The following is a 20,556-nucleotide window of genomic DNA, read 5'->3' on the forward strand; positions in this document are numbered from 1 at the left end:
TCAATTACCATCCTGGCGCAAAAGCCAAACCAAATACAGGCTTTTTAATATCTACTCGGTTAAACGGAACCGCTAAGTAGGGCTCCAAAACAAAATAACCAAATACATTTACCCTAGCAGATATACCTGCACTTAAGGCTGGTACTCTTACATTTGGTTCGTAAACAGGTGCTTCAGTTTCACTATCAGTACCTATTCTACGAGGTGCTTTCCTATCCCATGCAATTCTATCCCCTTCATTCCAAGAAACTCCAGCATCAAAAAATAAGTTTAAATCAGAAAATAAAAATTTAGAAGGGAATGCAGCTAATTTTTCTGGACCGGTAAAAGGTAACCTTACTTCAAAATTAGAGATTAGCATCCTATTACCAATCAATTGGTTAATGTTAAAACCGTTTTGCTCTCCAGTTAAGTTTCTGTTATTGTAAAAACTATTGGCCTCATAACCTCTTATCAAAAATGGTAAACCAATAAATAATGGGAATAATTGGTTGTTTACATTACCTATACGGCCATATCCATAAATTCTGCCCGCAAAAGTTACTGGTTTTGCCCTTACATATTTTCTTAAATCAACAATTGGAGCAGTAAATTGGAAAGTACCAAAATTTTGCTCTACACCAATTCTGTATCTGTAACCACCTAAAGGAGCTGCCACACCAGAAAAAGAGTTATCACCCACTAAAGCTGTATTTAATTGGAAAACCGTAAAAGACCGTAAATTAAACCCTTGGTCTTGCAAAAATTCTTCTCTAGATACTTTTCTTCTATCCTGAAAAATTGGGAAACCTGTATTTGGTTCATAATAAGTACTGTATCTATCCACGCGGTAAGAGTAATAAGAAGCACCAGCACCAAACTCAAAACGGGTAGTTTTAGAAAAAGGATAAGAGGTAAAACCCTGTACAGATTCTTCAAATGTTCTGATGATATCTATATATTGTTCTACAGCAGGTGTAGTACCTCCTCCATCCACAGGTAAATCAGTTAATTTAATGCCAAACAAACCAGATTGAAAAGGGATATGTGATACCGAAGCCCCCCAATTCCATCTGCTTTCTTGGTTGATATAAGCGAACTGAGCACCAAAATCGTAAATTTCTCCGTTAACTGCAGCCGCTGCAAAAATTTGATTTCTGCTCAAAATATCGCTAAAAATGGCTTGTACACCAGATTGCATCCCTGTACCAAACCTGCTGGTTGCCACACCAACACCATTACTAGCGATGTAATCTAGTTGAAACTGAGATTTAAAAGGAATAGCTTTTACAGAGTCTACCGGTGTATCATCATAAGCTAAGAAATTATCTAAGTTTTTATTGATGATATTTACACCAACAGAACTTGGTGGAGGTAAGGTTGCTGCCGTAAAATCTACCGCATTGCTATTTACCAAAGTGCCTTTAAATTCAGTTACGTTTGCATTGTAAAGTGTATAGCGCTGAGAGCGATAATAAGAATAAACAATATCGTTGTTTTTTGAAATACTTAATGCAGGCGAACTTTCTGTTATCCCACTAATTCCTGTAAAATAATCTGTTAATTGCTCTACAGATTCTTTGGAAATGTTGTAACGGTATAGGTTCCTAAAACCATCTCTGTTAGATAAAAAATAGATATTTCTATCATTAGCATCAAACACTGGATTTAAATTATTGGCTTTAGGAAATACATTAATATTGGTGATTTTCTTAGTGGCAACATCTAGTACAGCTAAACTCATGCTAATAAAAGCACTTAGGTCTTTACCTAAGTTTAACCGATCTGTAGAAAAAACAATTTTTTTACCGTCTGAGGAATAACTGGGCTGGTAATCTGTAAACTTATCATTGGTGAGCTGTGTTAATTCTTTAGTTTCTAGGTTGTAAGAGAAGAGGTCGCTTTGCCCATCCTTAAGGCCAGAGAAGGCAATTTCTTTACCCGTTGGAGACCAGTTTAAATTACCAAACTGCTCTACTTTTCCCATAGATTTTTGTAGAACTGTTTTCCCATCATCAATATCAATGATGATGAGTTTATTTCTGCCTTCTGAGAATGCACTAAAGGCAAATTGTTTACTATCCGGCGACCATGAACCTGCGGATTCTATATAGTTAAACTCATCAATATGGCTGTTTTTAATTTTAGAGGTTAACTTCCTGATGATTTTTCCTGTCTTGGCATCTGCAAGAAATAAATCAATAGAAAAGAGTTCTTTTTCTGAAAGGAAGACCACATATTTTCCATCAGGACTGATAGCTGGCGATAAATTCATGTCGCCACCATTTTCATTATCAATCAGTTTGGTACCTATGGGTTTTTGCGTAGTATCTTTTAAATAGGGGGTATAAGCGTTTTCTAAAGAGCTTTTCCATAAGCTGGAAAGTGTTTTTTCATCGTAACCAAAAGTTCTTCTGATTGCCATTTCATAACCAAACTTTGCTGTAGATTTAAAAAAAGGCATAATGATGGTGTCTCCGTAAGTAGATCCTATAAAAGCCCAAAAGGCTTGTCCATAGCGGTAAGGGAAATATTTACTGTTGGTTGTTAAATCTCTTAATGTTGGAATGTCTTTATTTAGCACAGCATCACGCATCCACATGGCCGTGTTGGCATCAACTTTACCTAAAGAAAGGTACTCTGCCATACCCTCAACCATCCATAAAGGTAAATTCCCAATATTTTCAAGTTGGGTAGAATCTCCTTCTATTAAAGAATGGTATTGGAAAGCATGAACCAACTCATGCCCAAGTACGTGTCTGGTTTGGAAATTACTTTCTTGAATAGGCATGAAAACCCTATTTTTTAAACCTTCGGTTACCCCACCTGTACCTACACCAATTTCAGAGTTGATGATGGTTGTTTGTTGAAATTCTGGTGAATTTCCGTAAAGGATAATGGGGTTAGGACGTTTAAAAGTATCTCTGAAAACTTGTTGGTGTAAAGCATACCAGGCTTCACTCTCTTTAGCGAAATTTTTAATTAAGCTATCATTTTCTGTATAGTAATAGAGATGGAAATGTGGAGTTTCATAAACCTTAAATTTAAGATTTTTATACCTTACTTTGTTTTGCCCGAAGTATTGTGCTTGCGCATTTCCTGCAAACAATAAGAATAAGAAGCTAAAATAAATGGTAGTGTAAATTTTAGCTTTATTAAATTTTACATTCTTTGTCATGGTATGGAGCTATAAATCTTAATCGTTTTTATGGATGATTTACTCTTTTTCTTCTTTTCTTTTTTCTCTCTGTAGCTTTCTCTCTTCTTTTTTACTTAAAGGAGCTTCTGTCTCTTGCTTCTGAGTTACTCCTTGTTTAACATCAGGAGCTTTATTCTGGTTTTTATTTTCGGTTTTTATTTCCGTTTCAGCATTTTGTTCTTGGTTTTGTTGCGCCTCAGGATTTTCTATTTCCATCAACATCAATGAATCTACTGCTAAACTATCTGTACTACTGGTGTCTACCACAATTCTTGGACTTGGACATATATAAGTACGAGTTATTTCTACATCTGGTTTAGGGAAAGGGCCTAAGGTAATACCTGTCTTAGCATCACGGTAAACTTTTTCCATAAACTTAGCAAAAATAGGTAAGGCTGTTCTGGAGCCTTCGCCTGTTTGCGAATCTTTAAAATGTATACTTCTATCATCAGCACCTACCCAAACACCAGTTACCAAATCTTTGGTGATACCCATATACCATCCATCAACATAGTCTGATGATGTACCTGTTTTACCGCCTATTTGGTTGTTTTTCTTCCATAAATCCCATTCCCATAAGGCTTGTGATGTACCTCCGGGTTCTTCCATACTGCCTCTAAACATGTAAAGCATTAACCAAGCTATTTCTTCGCTTAACACCTGTGTGTGTTTTGCTTTAAATTCTTCGATGATATTACCATCTAAATCGGTGATTTTCTCAACCAAAATAGGGTCTACCCTTTTTCCTTTATTTAAAAAAGTACCATAAGCCCTCACCATTTCATATACGCTAACATCATTAGAACCTAAGCTTACAGAGGGTACGGATTGTAGTTTACTTTCGATACCACATTCATGTGCTAATTCTACTACTTTATCCCAGCCTACTTGTTCTGTAATTTGTGCGGTGATAGAGTTTACTGATTTTCCCATAGCCCATCTTAAAGACATTTCTCTGTAAGAGAAATTATAATCAGCATTTTTAGGTTCCCAAACTTCAGTTTTAGAGCCTATTTTATATTCTATTTTAACAGGTTTATCGGTAAACTTATCGCAAGGGTTTAAGCCGCTTTCTAATGCTGCCAAATAGGCAAAAGGTTTAAAGGTAGAGCCTGCCTGACGTTTGGATTGTTTTACATGGTCGTACTTGAAATAGTTGTAATTATCACCACCTACCCAAACTTTAATTTTGCCAGAAAATGGATCTAAAGTCATCATACCTGTATTTAGCATTTTGGCGTAATAGGTTAAAGAGTCTATGGTAGAAAACTCAACCTCTTTATCGCCATCCCAGGTAAAGACAGTCATCTTTTTAGGTTTGTTTAAGTAGTAATCTATAGAGTCGCGATTATTTTTATGACGTTTTTTAAAGTCTGCATACCAAGGCAGTTTTTGTAGGTTATTTTCTATAAAATTAGGAATAACATTTCCTTCAGAGTCTCGCCAAGGTTCTTCATCTCCCCAAACATTATTAAACCTTCTTTGCAGTATTTTCATGTGGTCTTGTACAGCTTCCTCAGCATATTTTTGCAACCTAGAATCTATAGTGGTATAAATTTTTAAGCCATCTTCATATAAATCATAGCCATTTTCATCACACCATTCTTGTAACCATTTAGCAACAGCCGTTCTCAAATAAGAGTCGCCATCGTTTTTACCCGTATCTTTACCTAAATTAAGTTTTAAAGGCTTTTTTACGATCTTTTGGTAAGTAGCATCATTTATATAATCGTACTTAAGCATTTGTGCCAAAACCACGTTTCTTCTGTCTAAAGCTTTTTCAGGGTTTTTAATAGGGTTATAGGTTGATGTTGCTTTAAGCATCCCTACCAACAGGGCTGATTCTTCTAGCTTAACTTTATCAACAGCTTTATTAAAATAATGCTTTGCTGCGGTGTTAATCCCATAAGAATTATTACCAAAAGGTACGGTATTAAGGTACATCGTGATGATATCTTCCTTAGAATAATTAGCTTCTAACTTATAGGCAGTTAACCATTCTTTAAATTTAGAAACCAATGTTCTTACTACCGGGATATGTTTGATAAAACCTTGAGATTTATTGTTACGAGTGCGATATAAGTTTTTTGCCAATTGCTGTGTGATTGTACTTCCGCCACGTTTATCTCCGGTAACGGTAGAAATGATGCCCGAGCCTATAGAAAGAAAATCAACTCCAGAATGTTTGTAAAACCTGGCATCTTCTGTCGCTATTAAAGCGTTTACAATGGTGCTATCTATCTGATTAAAGTTAACCGGTGTGCGGTTTTCTTTATAATATTTACCAATTAACTTACCGTCCGAATAATAAACTTCTGAGGATAGGCTTAACGAGGGGAAATTTATATCTTTTTTTGCAGGCGAGTATCCAAAAAGCCATAAAAAATTAAGTTCTACTGCACAAATAAAAATAATAAGTAAATAAATAATAATACTAAAGTATCTGAGAGGCTTATTGGGTATTTCTTTAAACATATATAAAGATGAAAAAAAGATGCTTTGATTTATAAATAGCTGCAAAAATAATTAGCCAGCAGATTAAAACGCTAAATTATGGCTAAAATTTTAGTTTGCTAACATTTTATGTGTTAAATCAAGTTAAAATCATCGGCATCTTTTAAGAAAGGCATTTCTGCTCTCACTCTTTCTACTTCGGCTTTATTCATGCTAAAGGTATAAAGGTCTTCTTCATCTCTTTTATAATAGATAACATCGCCAGCCGGACTTAAACAGGTGGTATCTCCGCTATAGTAAATTTGTTTACCATCATAACCAACACGGTTTAAAGCGATGATAAACGCCTGGTTTTCTATGGCTCTGGCAGGAATTAACATGCGCCAGTGTTGTGCCCTTCGCTCGGGCCAGTTGGCTACTACCAAAAGCAAATCATATTGCTCTTGATGATTTCTTAACCATACAGGGAAACGTAGATCGTAACAAATGGCTAACCTTATTTTCCAACCTTTAAGTTCTACAACTACCTGCTTATGGCCGGCCGTATAGGTTTTGTCTTCCTCTGCCAAACCAAAAAGGTGCTTTTTATCATAAGTTTCGTAGCTGCCGTCAGGGCGCATCCAAACCATACGATTATAAAAATTACTATTTTCTTCTATAATTAAACTTCCGGTAATAACGGCGTTAAATTTTTTGGCCGTATCTCGCATCCAGCTTACGGTTTTACCATCCATTTTTTCTGCATTTTCAACAGCATTCATGGTAAAACCGGTATTAAACATTTCTGGTAATACAATTAAATCCGTACGCTCTCTAATGTCAGATAGCTTTAAGCTTATGTTTTGGAGGTTTTTTGCAGCATTTTCCCAAAATAAATAGGCTTGTAAGAGCGTAACTTTTAATTGTTCCATCGTTTAAATTTTTATAAGGTTATGAACGGCTTTTTCTAAAGTTTCTTGCTTTTTCGCAAAACATAACCTCAGGGTTTTGTAATCCGTAGATTTTGAATAAAACGGAGAAGCTGGTATAGTAGCTACTTGATATTCTGTTAATAGTTTCTTAGCCATGTCTGTATCTTTGTCAAAAGATATCTTCTCGTAGCTAACCATTTGGAAATAAGAACCTTCACAAGGTAGCAAAGTTAATTTTGTTTCTGATAGTAATTTTCTAAAATAGTCTCTTTTTTCTTGGTAAAACTGGGTTAAACCTAAATAAACGTCTGGTTTTTGCATATAGGTATGGATAGCATGCTGCATAGGTGTATTTACAGAAAATACTTGGAACTGATGCACTTTTCTAAATTCTTTCATCAAGGCTTCCGGGGCGCAGCAATAGCCAATTTTCCAACCTGTGGTATGAAAAAGTTTTCCAAAACTAGCTGTAATAAAGGTTCTTTCTTTCAGTTCTGGATAAGCTGCCAAGCTTAAATGTTTTTTTCCATCATAAACTAAGTGCTCATAAACCTCATCACTTACAATCATAATATCTGTATTTCTGGTGATATTGATGAGTTCTTTGATGTCATTATCCTGAAGTATTCTGCCTGTAGGATTATGTGGCGAGTTGATGATGATCATTTTGGTGTTGGCAGAAACCAGCTTCTTTACAGTACTCCAATCAATCTCATAAGTGGGCGGCACCATTTCATAAGCCTTAACCAAACCCCCTAATAGCCTCACAACAGGCGCATAAGCATCATAAGCTGGCTCAAAAATAATGACTTCATCATTTGGCCTTAAAATAGCGGTAATGGCTGTGAAAATAGCTTGTGTGCCTCCGGCGGTAATGGTTATTTCTGTCTCTGGATGATAGTAAGATTGGTGAGCATTTTCAATTTTATGACTTAGCGTTTCTCTCAAAGCTAACAAACCAGGCATAGGAGCATACTGGTTATTACCTTTTTTCATTTCTTTAAAAACCAGTTCTTTGAGCTTTTCATCACAATCAAAATCCGGAAAACCTTGAGATAAGTTAATGGCTTGATGCTCTTTAGCCAGAGCACTCATCACAGAAAAAATAGTTGTAGTAACGTTGGGTAACTTTGAAATAATATTAATCACGAGCTTTAAATTAGAACATCCCAAAATAATATTATTTTTAAACTAACAGAAACCTAATCTTTTTGTTATAGAAGAATTATTTTTAATACATGGACAATACCATCAGTTACCAATCTAAGGCAAATAAACTATTCCTCATTTTGGGAGGCTTCTTTATTGCCAATGCTATTTTGGCCGAATTTATAGGTGTAAAAATATTCTCCGTAGAAGAATCTATAGGCTTAAAAAAGTTCGATATTGACCTTTTTGGGGTAGAGGGCTTGTCTTTTAACATGTCGGCCGGAGTGCTCAATTGGCCTTTTGTATTTATCATGACAGATATCATTAATGAATATTATGGTGTTAAAGGCGTTAAATTTCTATCTTATTTAGGAGCTGCTTTAATAGCCTTTGCCTTCTTAATGGTAGGTTTTGCTATGTCTTTAAATCCGGCCGATTTCTGGTTATTACAAAATATTAACGGCGAAGCTTTAAATATGAACAATGCTTTTTCTGCTATTTTTGGTCAGGGTATGTGGATTATTGTGGGCTCAATAACTGCATTTTTAATAGGACAGGTAGCAGATGTAACCATTTTTCATAAAATAAAGAAACTTACTGGCGAGCGTAATTTATGGTTAAGAGCCACCGGTTCTACCTTAGTTTCGCAACTGATAGATAGCTTTGTGGTTATTTTTATTGCCTTTTACCTCAACCCACAATACAGTTGGAGCTGGCAAATGGTAGCCGCAATAGGTTTGGTAAATTACACCTACAAATTTATAGTTGCCCTCTTGTTAACCCCTATCTTATATGTTTTACATAGTGTTATAGATAAGTATTTGGGGAAAGATTTGGCGCAGCAATTGATAGCCAAAGCAGCCCAATAGCTTTCTTTATATTTTAAGATGATTAAACATACTTATCAAAAGTTGCTTAAATCCTTTCTGCTGCTTTTCTCAGAAACAGCAATGCTGTTTTTATTGTTGTTTACAGCACTCATCATTTTTTTATTTACCGCTAAAATGATATTTATTGATGAGCGCCTCGAATTAGATTTCTACATTTTTAAGCTATTATCTACTTACGTAAACCCCACAAATACAGCAATCATGCTTTTTTTTACGCAATTGGGCAGCTCGGTAGTCATCACTACAGGTAATGTATTGCTAACTTCTTATTTCCTCTTTTTAAAAAAACGACACTGGTTTGCTTTAAAAGTACCCGCAGTATCTTTAAGTAGTTTGGCTTTAATGCTCAGTTTAAAAAGCCTCTTCAACAGACCAAGACCGCTATCGCCTTTGCTTTATCAGGAGCTAGGCTTAAGTTTTCCTAGCGGACATGCTTTAAGTGCTGTAACATTTTATGGTTTAATAGTTTATATAATCTCCATCAGCAGCCTCACCAAACAAACAAAATTCATCATCAACAGCCTTTTGGTTGTCATCATCTTTATGGTTGGCTTAAGCAGAATATACCTGAGGGTACATTATACCAGTGATGTAATTGCCGGTTTTTGTGCCGGTGTATTATGGCTGTGGTTAGCTATTAAAATATTAAATGGTGTAGAAAATTTCAAATCGGCTGGTTAATATGGTTAGTAGTGAAATCATCTAAAAAGCCACTACCGGTATTATTGTTTCTGCTTTATTGCCATTATTTAACACTTTCTCAGGTTTCATCCGGCTATTCTCCTAAAAACTTAAGCTTTATAGCGGGATAATTTTTTGAAGCTTCTACAGTATTCATAAAGTTAATCAGATGATCTTCAAGCCTTTTTGTTAAATTTTCATCAGTAATTTTTCCTTCTGGTGAAAATGCTTCGTGTGCTTTTGATAATGAAAACATAGCTGGAAAAATATGTACACCCAGTTTTTCTAAAGGAATTCTTAACGACCAAAGTCCGTGATTTCCTCCTGCCATACCGGGCGAAGCAGACATCAGCAAACCATGCTGTTGCTGAAAGGGTTGGGGTCTAAACCGTGAAACCCAATCTATAGAATTTTTTAGTAAGCCTGGTATAGAACCATTGTATTCTGGCGAAGAAATGATAAAAGCATCATTTGCTAAAATACGTTTTCTAAATTCTTTCGCCCCGGTAGGATGGAAATCATTCACTTCTAAATCTTGATTAAAAGATGGGCAATCAAACTCACTCATGTTGGCATAGTCAACTATCCCACCATTTTTTGTGATGACCTCTGCAGCTAATTTAATCAATCGCGTATTCAATGAATCAGCTCTTAGTGATGCCGAAAAAACAAGAAAACGTAGGGGTTCTTGCTGATTATTTTTTTGTTGCTCTTTCATTTATTTTAATCCATTGCTTTCAATAAATCTTGTAAATCAAGAAATTTGGTAAACATATCTAAAGAACCATCATTTTTCTTTGGCCACATTTCCTCAGGTTTATCCCAATACAATTCAACACCGTTTCCATCTGGGTCGTCAAGATAAATAGCTTCAGATACACCATGGTCGCTGGCACCAGTTAAAGGATAATAAGCTTTACGCAACCTGTCGTAAATGATTGCAAGATCTTTTCTGGTAGGATACAAAATAGCCGTATGGTATAAGCCTACACCTTCTTTAGCCGCAGGCGGAAAACCTTTACTTTGCCAGGTATTTAAACCAATATGATGATGATAACCACCTGCAGAAATAAATGCAGCCTGGTTGCCATACATCATCGTAACTTCAAAGCCTAGTAAATCTCGATAAAACTCGAGCGATCGATCTAAGTCTGCTACTTTAAGGTGCACATGCCCAATACGTGTTTGCTTTGGTATTTTATAAGTGTTTGTCATACTAATTGCGAATTAATTTCAATAGGATTACTCATCATTTTATGGATAGGGCAGGCATTAGCAACAGCAAGTAACCTACTTTTTTGCGTTTCATCAAGCTTCCCAATAAACGTTAAATCTCTATTTATCAATGTTTTATTTTCTGATGGAACAAAAGTTAAAGTTATACTAACTTTTGCTTCCTCCAAATCCCAACCTTTACGGTCTGCATACATTTTTACAGTAGCACTGGTACAAGCCGCTAAAGCAGAGGCCAAAAGTTCTTTTGGCGAAAAGCCTAAATTCTTTCCACCCATTTCTAACGGCTCGTCTGCAATAACTACAAGACCTGATGGTGATTGAATTTCCACCCTATAGTTTTCGATTTTGATGCTGGATATTATTTGAGTCATCTGATTATTTTTTATGTAAAGATGGGTAAGGAATAAATGCTGCTTCATCTCCTTTTATTTTAGGAAATGTTTGTGTTTTCCATTTATGCTTGGCTTCCTCAATAAGTTCTTTACTTGTCGATACAAAATTCCAATCAATAAAACGCTCTTCCGGAAAAGCCTCACCACCAAAAATGTATATCGTACTATTAGGCATCATGGTAAAGGCGCATAAAGTGCTGTCTTTGGCAACCAGCATTTGTTTTGATTCAAACACATTTTCATCATGCACTATGCTACCCTCAAGAATATATAAACCGGATTCGCCATATAAATGTTGCCCAATATTTACCACTTGTTTGGTGCTACTTTTTATTTCAAGCATAAAGAGCTTACTGTAGACCGGTACAGATGATTTCCTTCCAAAAGCTTCGCCTGCAATAAGTTTAAATTGAAGATCACCTTCTTCCCATGTTGGAATTTGCTCTTGATTGATGTGAAAAAACTCTGGTTCCATTTGCTCTAGCGCTTTGGGTAATGCCACCCAAATTTGTAAGCCATGCATCATTTTGTCAGAATGCCTCAGATAATCAGGTGTACGTTCAGAATGTACAATTCCTTTTCCAGCCGTCATCCAATTTACGGCACCTGGTTTTATTTCTACTTCGTTGCCTAATGTATCCCGATGCATAATGCTGCCTTCAAACAAAAAAGTAAGAGTAGAAAGCCCAATATGAGGATGCGGCAATACATCAAAATTGTCTCGTTCGCTTAACTTTACAGGGCCCATGTGGTCAATATAAATAAACGGACCTACCATCCGTTTTTGTCTAAATGGTAACAAACGCCCAACCATAAACTTACCAATATTAGCCGCTCTTTCTTCTATAATCAGATTGATATTTGACATGATACTTTCAATTAAAATTAACTTTTCCTATTTAATTTTACTCTCGTCCGTTTTTTTAAAGAATCTCCATGTTTTTAATTTCATACATCAAATAATTTAATGAAAATTTTCTTAATCTTAAAAACAGATACTTATGATGATAAAAATACATAAATAAGCGTAGAGTAAATCATTAAAAACGGCAGGTTTTAAACGCTTCAAACTTCTTGTTCCAAACAAATTGATTTTATAGAATATAGCATTTTATTAGCCTATGCAAAATATCCATGTTTATACCTGCTGAGGTACAAGAAACTTTCATCCTTTCTCTTTTTTCCTTCCTCTTTTCTCCTTCCTCTTTTCTTCTTCCTCCTTTCTCCTTTCTCTTTTTTAATTAGAAAAGCACTTCTGTTACTACTATCTCCCGCCAGTCCGGTGCTCTGCTTTACTCCTCGTCCATTTTCCGCAAAAGCTCCAAATGTCCTGTGGGGTATCGCTGCCGCCCCGGTTTAGCTAGGGTGGGGCTGGTGCATGTGGCTTGCAATACCTTTTTAAAACATAAATAGACGATATAAAATTTTATCTTATCTAAAATTCCTTCCCTTACTAAAAGGAATTTGTTGTGCTGTTATAGCGTTTTGGGCTTGCTTTTCAATTGCATGAACTTCCTGATTAGTTGCTCTTTTTAAATTTGCATCGTCATCCTGTAAACCCCTAAGCAACCCGTTCAGATTAAAGCAGCGTTGTACAATAACATGTAATACTTGTCCCTCACGCTGCAATTTACCTTCTACCATCAGCAAACGAGCAGTTAGCAATACTTTACGGTATTGTTCAAAAAGATTTTCAAAGATAACGAGGTTGGCAAAGCCAAACTCATCTTCTATAGTAACAAAGCAAACCCCTTTGGCAGTGCCTGGACGTTGTCTTACCAATACCAGTCCGGCAATTTTAAACAAAGTCCCGTTTTTCAAATCCTGCATAGCTAAAGTACTGCATACCCCTAACATATCCAGTTGCCCTCTGATAAAGCTTAGCGGATGCGCTTTAATAGATAAGGCAGTACTTGCATAATCCTCTACCACATGCTGTGCCGCAGTCATTAAAGGCAAACTATATTGATGATCTGTAGCATCTGTTGAAGCTTGCGTTGCAAATAAAGCAATGGGTTTATCTGTAAGCGCAGTAATTTCCCATAAAGCTTGCCTACGGTCCAAACCTAAAGAAGTAAAAGCATCAGCATCTGCCAGCCTTTCCAATGTACTTTGCGAGATACCCGCATGACTAAGCTCCAAAATATGCTCGTAAGGTCTTGTCCTCGCAGCTATCAAAATTTCAATTTCTTCTTGTCTGATACCTTTTATCTGCCTAAACCCCAAACGTAAAGCTTTATAGGCTCCTGCTTGTTCCTCCAGCGTATTATCCCAATAAGAATAGTTTACATCAATAGCTCTTACCTGTACACCATGTTTGCGGGCATCAATTACCAATTGTGCAGGTTGATAAAAGCCCATAGGTAAACTATTTAGTAAAGCGGCAGCAAAAACATCAGGGTAAAAGCATTTTAGCCAACAAGAAACATACACCAACAGGGCAAAGCTAGCTGCATGACTTTCAGGAAATCCATAGCTGCCAAAGCCTTCCAGTTGCTTAAATATACGTTCTGCAAAATCTTGGCTATAGCCATTAGCCAGCATGCCTTTTACCAGTTTTTCTTGAAACTGGTTTACCATGCCCTTCATCTTAAAAGTAGCCATACTACGACGTAAAGCATCTGCTTCTGCTGGACTAAAGCCAGCAGCTACAATAGCAATCTTCATGGCTTGCTCTTGAAAAAGTGGTACACCCAACGTACGCCCTAAAATATCTTCTAACTCCTTAGAAGGATAATCCACAGCTTCCTCACCATTACGCCTACGGATATAAGGATGCACCATGTCTCCCTGTATAGGTCCTGGTCTTACAATAGCCACCTCAATCACCAAATCATAAAAGCATTTAGGCTTTAAACGTGGTAACATAGCTTGTTGCGCCCTGCTCTCTATCTGGAAAACACCAATGGTATCCGCTTGGCAAATCATGTCGTAAACCTTAGGGTCATCTTGCGGTATATTGGCCAGCGTAAAATTTAAATCGTAATGTTGTTTCGCTAAATCAAAAGCTTTACGTATACAGGTAAGCATACCCAAACCTAATATATCAATCTTTAAAAAACCTAAAGCATCAATATCATCTTTGTTCCACTCTATATTGGTTCTGCCCGGCATTCGGGCATTCAGAATTGGGCATAAATCGCTCAGCTTACCCTGCGTAATCACAAAACCTCCCGTATGCTGCCCTAGTTGTCGGGGAAAGCCCATCATTTGTGCAGTTAGATGTAGCACTTTTTTTAAATGCGCATCCTTAGGGTTTAGACCTTGTTCTTGTAAACGCTCTTCATCAAACCAATCTTTGCTAAAATACCCTATACAAGAAGAAAGCTTATTCACCATATCTACCGATAAGCCCATAGCCCTGCCCACATCCCTAACTGCACCTTTTTGGTGTAGCTGTGTTACAGTGGCTACAATAGCAGCCCGGTCTCTGCCATATTTGTTATAAATGTATTGGATAACCTCCTCGCGTCGCTCATGCTCAAAATCCACATCAATATCTGGAGGCTCATTACGGGCCGAAGAAATAAAGCGCTCAAACAACAAATCGAATTTTGTAGGGTCTACTGCTGTAATACCCAAACAGTAGCAAACGGTAGAATTTGCGGCAGAACCACGTCCTTGACATAAAATACCTTTACTTCTGGCGTAGTTTACAATATCATAAACCGTTAAAAAATAAGCAGCATAGTTCATCTCTTCCATAAAAGCAAGCTCATAATCAATAGCCGCTGATATTTTGGGTGGTATACCTGCGGGGTAACGTTCTGCAGCACCTTTCCATGCCAAATAAGTCAGTTCTTGTTGTGGGCTACGTCCATCGGTAGTAATCTCTTCCGGATAAACGTATTCAAGATCATCCAAAGAAAAAGTACAGCGTTCTGCTAGGCGTTGCGTGTTGGCAATAGCTTCTGGGTACTGCCTAAATAGCCTTTCCATCTCTGCTATAGGTTTCAGGTGTCTTTCTGCATTGGCATATAGGCGGTAGCCGGCTTCATAAATGGTACATTTCTCCCTTACACAAGTTAGTATATCCTGCAACTCTCTTCTTCCTACATCGTGGTAATAAACATCATTGGTAGCCAATAAAGGCATATCAAAACGTTCAGCAAGCTGCACCAAACGGTAAAGCCTTTTTTGATCATCACCTTGGTAATACTTGCTCGTGGCTAAGTATAAATAGCTGCCCAATTGTTCACGGTAAACCTGTAATTGTTTTACAAACACTGTTTCAAAATCAAATTGGGCATTTAAAACAGCCGGAGCCAACAATGCAAAATAAATCCCTTCTGCGTATGCCCATACATCAGCCTGATACAAATGGCATTCGCCTTTCTCTGCCCTTAAGTTCCCTAAAGATAGCAGTGCAGATAAACGCCCATAAGCAGCTTGGTTTGTAGGGTAAGCCAATAAAGAAGGGCCATCCAACAAATCTAACCTACAAGCAGGTATCAACGTCAAGGCAGTACCTCTAGCAGCCGTATGCGCCTTTACAATGCCCGCCAAGGTGTTACGGTCTGTAATAGCCAGTTTGCTATAGCCCAATGCCAAAGCCTGCTCAACAAATTCCTCCGGGTGCGATGCGCCACGTAAAAAACTAAAATTACTGGTTACCTGTAACTCTGTATAGCCCATCAATCCTCCTTAAGCAAAATAGCCATGTAAAAACCATTGCACCTGTTGCGCTACGTCATAATGCCCCAATCTAAATATCCAATAGCGCTTTCCGTTTTGGTCTTCTACCTGATAATAATCCCGGTGTTCTCCGGCTTCCAACCACCATTCCCGTTCTATTCTCTCAGGCCCATCAGCCTTACTAATCTGGTGTAGTTCGCCATTCAGCTTAAAAAGCATAGGCGGATAATCGGGTATCGGAGCAGATACCTCTATCGGTAGTGGCCTAGCTATCAAGTGTATGGGTCTGGGGCGCAAAAGTTGCCATTGCACCAACTCCTCATCCCTTAAATCTGATGCTGTTTTAACAGAGCGTTCTGGCCAATAATGTTGCTGTGGTAGGTAGCGTTGTATAGCATTTCTACCCATTCTTACCGCCAAACGGTCCAATAACTCGCTTAAAGCTTGCAAGCCCTGGTCGGCATCCTGTATCCATAGCCTTTCCTGTTTAGCTTCCAAATCTTCTACCGCTACTGCATCCAAAACAAATAGCTCAATTCCTAAACCTGGTCTAAGTTCTGCAATGCGTAACGCATAAAGTTTCAATAAATGCACTACATGAACAGTAGCCTGATGCGTACCTATATGCAATTGCTGTAACTTACCATCTACCCTGTAGCAGCTCAACGTTGCCTTTCTTATCCCTTTACCTTCTTTATCTAAACGATAACATAAGGCTTCCAGTAAACGCTCTATAGCTATCGCTATAGCTTTTGCCGTACGTAATGGCTCTAAACAGGGCAAACGCTCTTGATAAGGCACTTGCTCTTTCAAAGCCATAAAGGGCTCTGCTACAGTGCCAAGGGCTTTCCCTAGTTTCAATAAAAAATCTTCTCCAAAACGTCTGCGTAATACCTGCCTGCTGATATTTAAAACGCTAGCTATGTTCTTAAATCCTAGCTTATAAAAACGTTGTAATAAGTTTTCTTCCAGTCTTAAAGCAGACAAAGGTAAGCCAGCTAAGGCATGGCTGTGTTGCCCCGGTGCAATAACCATAGCTGTATCAGCAAAATGTGCTACTGCCCATGCCGCAGCCTGTGTATCTGCTATTGCTGCTTTTAGCTCATAGCCCTTTTCTTTCAATATGTTTAGCAAAGCTTGTATATAAGCTTGCTCGCCACCCCATAAATGGCTACAACCTGTTATGTTTAGCATCATGCTGTCTGGTGGGTTGATGGCAACTTGCGGACTGTAACCTATGCACCAATGCCCAATAGCGGTTAATAGTCTTTCTTCTTTACCCGCTTGGTAATCTACTAAACCCAACTCTGGTACCAATGCCTGTGCATCTGCAACATGGCAACCCGGTTTAATACCTGCTGCTACAGCTTCAGCATTTACAGCATGTACTACCCGTCGCCCTTGTTCTGGCTTCACTATAGCCAAAGGCCCTTTTGCTAAATTGGGCTTCCGCACATACAATTGGTTTGCCAGCAGGTAGGGGAAGTATAAACATAAAAATCTGCTTGCCATATCATCCGGTTTTCAATATGATAGCCTCCTTAACTTTTACAGCTTTCTTTTCCAGTACCTTAAAAGCCTGTGCCTCCCACATCACTTCCCAACGGCCTGGTTTACCATTTCTTACTTTTAGCAAATCCACTTGCCAATGGGGGTGGCCTACGCCGGGCAAGCCATTTTCTGCAATGCTGGGTAAAGGGCTTATCTGCCAGCGGGCAGCAGCCATGGTAGTACTTAAGCCTTTGGCTTGTGTACGTAATATAAAACCGGTAACACCGCTTTTCTCTACCGCTAATTGTAATCTTCTGGAAATAACCATATCCAAAGTACCTATCTCTACCACTACAGCAGCAATACCTTCACATTTCAAAGCTTCTTCACAAGCCCATAAAATATCTTTACTATGTTTCAGGTGTAAGAAAATTACCCTACTAGGGTCTGCACCAAAAGCAGCCAGAGCAGGCGGGAACAGCTCATGTTGCTCAGCTATCCATATACAAGCATGCCCTTTCCGCATCAGTTGTTGTAATATACCTGCAATAAAACCCTGTGTAGCTGCGGCATGTTCTGGCACAAAGTTTAAAAACTCATGTAAAGCACCCACCGGAAAAATGCTATTGGGGAAAGCCTTTGCTATAGCTTCTAAACCTCTTATACAGTCTTGCCCATGCAAAGCTGGTTTAAGCCCCTGCATGTGCCATATTTGCGCTTGCAAATGTGCTATCTGCTCTTTTTTTGCTGTTGCTGCTCCCATATTACGTTTAACTAATCTCTATTTTCTTTTCTGCTGGCTTGCTGCCTAAAGGAATGGAATACAAATTTAATGCTAAAAATATTAGCATTCCAAATACTATGTAAAGAATATTTTTAGACATGCGATTGTACTACCTAAGGAAGTATTGGAAGCTAAAGTTTGGCTAAGGTTCACTTATCTTTTAAATAAAAGCTTATGATGTGGTTTAAGCCTTCATAAATAGTTATTTCAGATACCTAATACATATAAATGCTAGGAATGAGTTTGAATTAGAAAACAACATAGCTCAGAATAAAGAAGATGTACTTACTTATAATGTTGGATGACAAAATGTTTTTGTCAAAAAAATATTAAATTTCATTAAAAAATTGAGTAACCACAACATCAAGCCTTAACTAGTTAAAAAATATACACAGATAAACTAAAAGAGTGACCTTTTTTTGTAATCTTAGAAGAGTGTCTTTGAACAATGGCTAAATTAAATAATATATTTGTTATCTTTTTAAACAAGAATTTTAAATGGCTGAACCACTAATAGACATAATAGAGTTTGACAGCGACACAGAGCTAGAAGATGGCAAAGGTGATGGAGGTTTGTATCCATATGATCCTGCATACACAGAAATAGAAATTGGTGAGGCTCCTTTTTCAATTTATGAGTATTTAAGACAACTTGAAAAAGGAAAAATTGTAGTACAACCTGATTTCCAAAGAAATCAAGTTTGGAACAACACACAGAAGAGTAAATTCATAGAGTCAATTCTCTTAAATTTTCCTCTACCACCAATTTATTTAAACGAAACGAAAGAAGCTCAATATATCGTTATTGATGGTTTGCAAAGAACAACAGCACTCCAACAATTCTACAAAGGAGAAATAACTTTAGGTGGCCTTGAAGCTTTACCCAAATACAATGGTGAAACATTTCAAAGTTTACCAGAAATATTTCGTTCAAAATTTGAAGACAAAAAACTTACAATTTTTGTTTTGAAACCGTCAACACCAATGGTTGTAATCTATGATTTATTCAATAGAATTAATACTGGTGGAACACAACTAAACAGACAAGAAGTTCGAAATTGCATATTCATTGGCAAGTCAACAAAACTTCTCAAAGAACTCTCTGAACAACAGTATTTCAAGGAAGCAATCAATTGGGGGATTAAAGATACTAGGATGAAAGACAGAGAAACTGTCCTTCGTTATTTAGCCTTTCGTTGGTTTAATTATCAAGACGAATATACTGGAGACATGAGTGATTATGTTGAAACTGCAATGAAAAGAATCAACAAACTGGATGATAATTTGATTGAGAAAATGAAAGTTGATTTTAAAAGAGTAATGAAATGGTCTTTTAAAATTTGGGGTAATCGCAATTTCAGAATCCCAACAGAACAAACAAGAGGAACAATTAACACAGCAATTTTAGAGTCTGTTTGCAATTATATCGCATCAAAAAGTGATGAATTTATCGAGTCGAATGCAAATCAAATTGAGCAAAATTATTTTGAAATGATTGAAAACAGCACTTACAATGATTCTGTGACTAAATCAACGGGTAATAAAGCAAAGGTGCTTGACCGATTTAAATTGGCACACGATCTATTAAATAAGAATACAAATGATTAGAGAAATACAAATACAAAACTTTAAATGCTTTGTTGATTCACCGCCATTTACTTTCTCAAAACTCAATTTACTTACAGGTATAAATGGCAGAGGAAAATCTTCTCTACTACAAACACTGCTTATATTATCACAATCCTCTTGGAAAAACCCTGACTTAAAAAAACTTTTTATCAATGACGAATTAATACAGTTAGGAAATTTTGACGATATTAAAAATAGTGAAACATCAAGAGAAAAAAACATTCATTTTAACATAAAGCTTGATCCAATATTTTTTAAACAAGCAAAGTTTGAATACAAGGAAAACGAGACTGATTCATTGCTTGCCGACCTGCATGAACTTACCATAATTGATTCAAAAAATGAAGAGATAAAATATTTCAAAACCACTAAGGAGCAAAACGACAATGTATTAACACTTTCAGCAATCTTACAAAAAATTCACTTCGTAAGTGCTGACCGATTAGGGCCAGTTAAATATGTTGACAAAACGAATCTTCCCGAATTTGTTCACGCTGGCACTACCGGTGAACACTGTATTAATATCTTAAACAACTCAGATAAATTACCTCTAGTAAACGACAACTTGTATTTAGGTCAAGATGCGAAATCTGTAATTCAACAAACAGAAGAATGGCTTAATTATATTTTGGAAGGTGCAAAGATTGAAATTATTGGAAAAGACAAACAGAGCAGTGTATTATCATTATTAATCAACAGCAGGAAAAACTCGTATAGCTATAAACCCAACAATGTTGGATTCGGTTATAGTTATATTTTACCTTTAGTGCTTACTGGTTTAATTGCAAAGCCTGGTGAAATAATAATTGTAGAGAATCCTGAAGCTCATTTGCATCCAAGAGCACAGTCTAAAATAACTGAATTTTTTGCAAAAGTTGCATCATGTGGTGTGCAAGTTTTTATAGAGTCACATAGCGAACATATTTTAAATGGCCTAAGAGTATCTGCTTTAAATCCGAATATAAAAATTTCATACAAAGACATTTCCATTACATACTTTAACGAAAGCTTTACCCCTATGACCTTAACTGTTGATGAAAAGGGCAAGATAGAGAATTGGCCAGAGGGATTTTTTGACCAACAAGAAATAGACTTGTCAAGCATATTTAAATTTTCAAATTAAAGC

At 37.0% G+C, this 20,556-nt stretch carries 15 protein-coding genes; 4 read left to right on the top strand and 11 right to left on the bottom strand.

Going from position 1 to position 20,556, the window contains the following annotated elements; all coding sequences use genetic code 11:
- Nucleotides 1-4: 4 nt before the first annotated feature.
- The 4 genes from B2745_RS07935 to B2745_RS07950 form a co-directional block, all read right to left on the bottom strand.
- Nucleotides 5-3,157 (bottom strand): peptidase MA family metallohydrolase, encoded by a 3,153-nt coding sequence (locus B2745_RS07935; protein WP_304065079.1) that lies wholly within the window; start codon nt 3,155-3,157, stop codon nt 5-7.
- Between the two features lie 39 nt (nt 3,158-3,196).
- On the bottom strand, nt 3,197-5,653 hold the full coding sequence (locus tag B2745_RS07940; RefSeq protein WP_304065081.1) for a transglycosylase domain-containing protein: 2,457 nt from the start codon (nt 5,651-5,653) through the stop codon (nt 3,197-3,199).
- A gap of 113 nt (nt 5,654-5,766) precedes the next feature.
- Nucleotides 5,767-6,543, bottom strand: a complete 777-nt coding sequence (locus B2745_RS07945; protein WP_026902449.1) for an amidohydrolase — start codon at nt 6,541-6,543, stop codon at nt 5,767-5,769.
- 3 nt (nt 6,544-6,546) lie between these two features.
- Nucleotides 6,547-7,692 carry a methionine aminotransferase gene (locus tag B2745_RS07950; protein ID WP_304065083.1) on the bottom strand — a complete coding sequence of 382 codons (1,146 nt, stop codon included), beginning with the start codon at nt 7,690-7,692 and terminating at the stop codon, nt 6,547-6,549.
- 89 nt (nt 7,693-7,781) lie between these two features.
- On the opposite strand from B2745_RS07950, the gene B2745_RS07955 reads away from it, so the two are divergent.
- Together B2745_RS07955 and B2745_RS07960 are read left to right on the top strand one after the other, a co-directional pair.
- Entirely contained in the window at nt 7,782-8,561 is a 780-nt protein-coding gene (locus B2745_RS07955) for a queuosine precursor transporter (protein ID WP_026902447.1), read from the top strand.
- A gap of 18 nt (nt 8,562-8,579) precedes the next feature.
- Nucleotides 8,580-9,263, top strand: a complete 684-nt coding sequence (locus B2745_RS07960) for a phosphatase PAP2 family protein (RefSeq protein ID WP_304065086.1) — start codon at nt 8,580-8,582, stop codon at nt 9,261-9,263.
- 94 nt (nt 9,264-9,357) lie between these two features.
- On the opposite strand, the gene B2745_RS07965 is transcribed toward B2745_RS07960, so the two are convergent.
- From B2745_RS07965 to B2745_RS07995, 7 genes are all read right to left on the bottom strand, one after another.
- A complete protein-coding gene (locus B2745_RS07965; protein ID WP_304065088.1) occupies nt 9,358-9,981 on the bottom strand; it encodes an NADPH-dependent FMN reductase in 624 nt (207 codons plus the stop codon).
- Nucleotides 9,982-9,986: 5 nt separating this feature from the next.
- Nucleotides 9,987-10,478, bottom strand: a complete 492-nt coding sequence (locus tag B2745_RS07970; protein WP_026902444.1) for a VOC family protein — start codon at nt 10,476-10,478, stop codon at nt 9,987-9,989.
- The gene (locus B2745_RS07975) at nt 10,475-10,870 is read right to left on the bottom strand and encodes an OsmC family protein (protein WP_304065091.1); all 396 of its coding nucleotides are present in this window, start codon (nt 10,868-10,870) and stop codon (nt 10,475-10,477) included. The genes B2745_RS07970 and B2745_RS07975 overlap by 4 nt, the downstream gene beginning before the upstream one ends.
- A gap of 4 nt (nt 10,871-10,874) precedes the next feature.
- On the bottom strand, nt 10,875-11,759 hold the full coding sequence (locus B2745_RS07980) for a pirin family protein (RefSeq protein WP_026902442.1): 885 nt from the start codon (nt 11,757-11,759) through the stop codon (nt 10,875-10,877).
- A 563-nt stretch (nt 11,760-12,322) separates the two neighbouring features.
- Complete coding sequence (locus tag B2745_RS07985) at nt 12,323-15,526, bottom strand: error-prone DNA polymerase (RefSeq protein WP_304065093.1); 3,204 nt, start codon at nt 15,524-15,526, stop codon at nt 12,323-12,325.
- Between the two features lie 9 nt (nt 15,527-15,535).
- Complete coding sequence (locus B2745_RS07990; protein WP_304065095.1) at nt 15,536-17,038, bottom strand: Y-family DNA polymerase; 1,503 nt, start codon at nt 17,036-17,038, stop codon at nt 15,536-15,538.
- 1 nt (nt 17,039) lies between these two features.
- On the bottom strand, nt 17,040-17,780 hold the full coding sequence (locus B2745_RS07995; protein ID WP_304065097.1) for an ImuA family protein: 741 nt from the start codon (nt 17,778-17,780) through the stop codon (nt 17,040-17,042).
- Nucleotides 17,781-18,299: 519 nt separating this feature from the next.
- Here B2745_RS07995 and B2745_RS08000 point away from each other — a divergent pair.
- Together B2745_RS08000 and B2745_RS08005 are read left to right on the top strand one after the other, a co-directional pair.
- Nucleotides 18,300-19,409, top strand: a complete 1,110-nt coding sequence (locus B2745_RS08000; protein WP_304065100.1) for a DUF262 domain-containing protein — start codon at nt 18,300-18,302, stop codon at nt 19,407-19,409.
- Nucleotides 19,402-20,553, top strand: coding sequence for an AAA family ATPase (locus tag B2745_RS08005; protein ID WP_304065103.1), 1,152 nt, complete (start codon nt 19,402-19,404; stop codon nt 20,551-20,553). The genes B2745_RS08000 and B2745_RS08005 overlap by 8 nt, the downstream gene beginning before the upstream one ends.
- The last annotated feature ends 3 nt before the right edge of the window (nt 20,554-20,556 follow it).

Source organism: Pedobacter glucosidilyticus (assembly GCF_002483235.1).
GTDB lineage: Bacteria > Bacteroidota > Bacteroidia > Sphingobacteriales > Sphingobacteriaceae > Pseudopedobacter > Pseudopedobacter glucosidilyticum_B.

Bases quoted from the DNA above. Each gene is read 5' to 3' on its own strand.
- B2745_RS07935 (WP_304065079.1), bottom strand. From the start codon at position 3,157: ATGACAAAGAATGTAAAATTTAATAAAGCTAAAATTTACACTACCATT.
- B2745_RS07940 (WP_304065081.1), bottom strand. From the start codon at position 5,653: ATGTTTAAAGAAATACCCAATAAGCCTCTCAGATACTTTAGTATTATT.
- B2745_RS07945 (WP_026902449.1), bottom strand. From the start codon at position 6,543: ATGGAACAATTAAAAGTTACGCTCTTACAAGCCTATTTATTTTGGGAA.
- B2745_RS07955 (WP_026902447.1), top strand. From the start codon at position 7,782: ATGGACAATACCATCAGTTACCAATCTAAGGCAAATAAACTATTCCTC.
- B2745_RS07960 (WP_304065086.1), top strand. From the start codon at position 8,580: ATGATTAAACATACTTATCAAAAGTTGCTTAAATCCTTTCTGCTGCTT.
- B2745_RS07965 (WP_304065088.1), bottom strand. From the start codon at position 9,981: ATGAAAGAGCAACAAAAAAATAATCAGCAAGAACCCCTACGTTTTCTT.
- B2745_RS07970 (WP_026902444.1), bottom strand. From the start codon at position 10,478: ATGACAAACACTTATAAAATACCAAAGCAAACACGTATTGGGCATGTG.
- B2745_RS07975 (WP_304065091.1), bottom strand. From the start codon at position 10,870: ATGACTCAAATAATATCCAGCATCAAAATCGAAAACTATAGGGTGGAA.
- B2745_RS07980 (WP_026902442.1), bottom strand. From the start codon at position 11,759: ATGTCAAATATCAATCTGATTATAGAAGAAAGAGCGGCTAATATTGGT.
- B2745_RS07985 (WP_304065093.1), bottom strand. From the start codon at position 15,526: ATGGGCTATACAGAGTTACAGGTAACCAGTAATTTTAGTTTTTTACGT.
- B2745_RS07990 (WP_304065095.1), bottom strand. From the start codon at position 17,038: ATGGCAAGCAGATTTTTATGTTTATACTTCCCCTACCTGCTGGCAAAC.
- B2745_RS07995 (WP_304065097.1), bottom strand. From the start codon at position 17,780: ATGGGAGCAGCAACAGCAAAAAAAGAGCAGATAGCACATTTGCAAGCG.
- B2745_RS08000 (WP_304065100.1), top strand. From the start codon at position 18,300: ATGGCTGAACCACTAATAGACATAATAGAGTTTGACAGCGACACAGAG.
- B2745_RS08005 (WP_304065103.1), top strand. From the start codon at position 19,402: ATGATTAGAGAAATACAAATACAAAACTTTAAATGCTTTGTTGATTCA.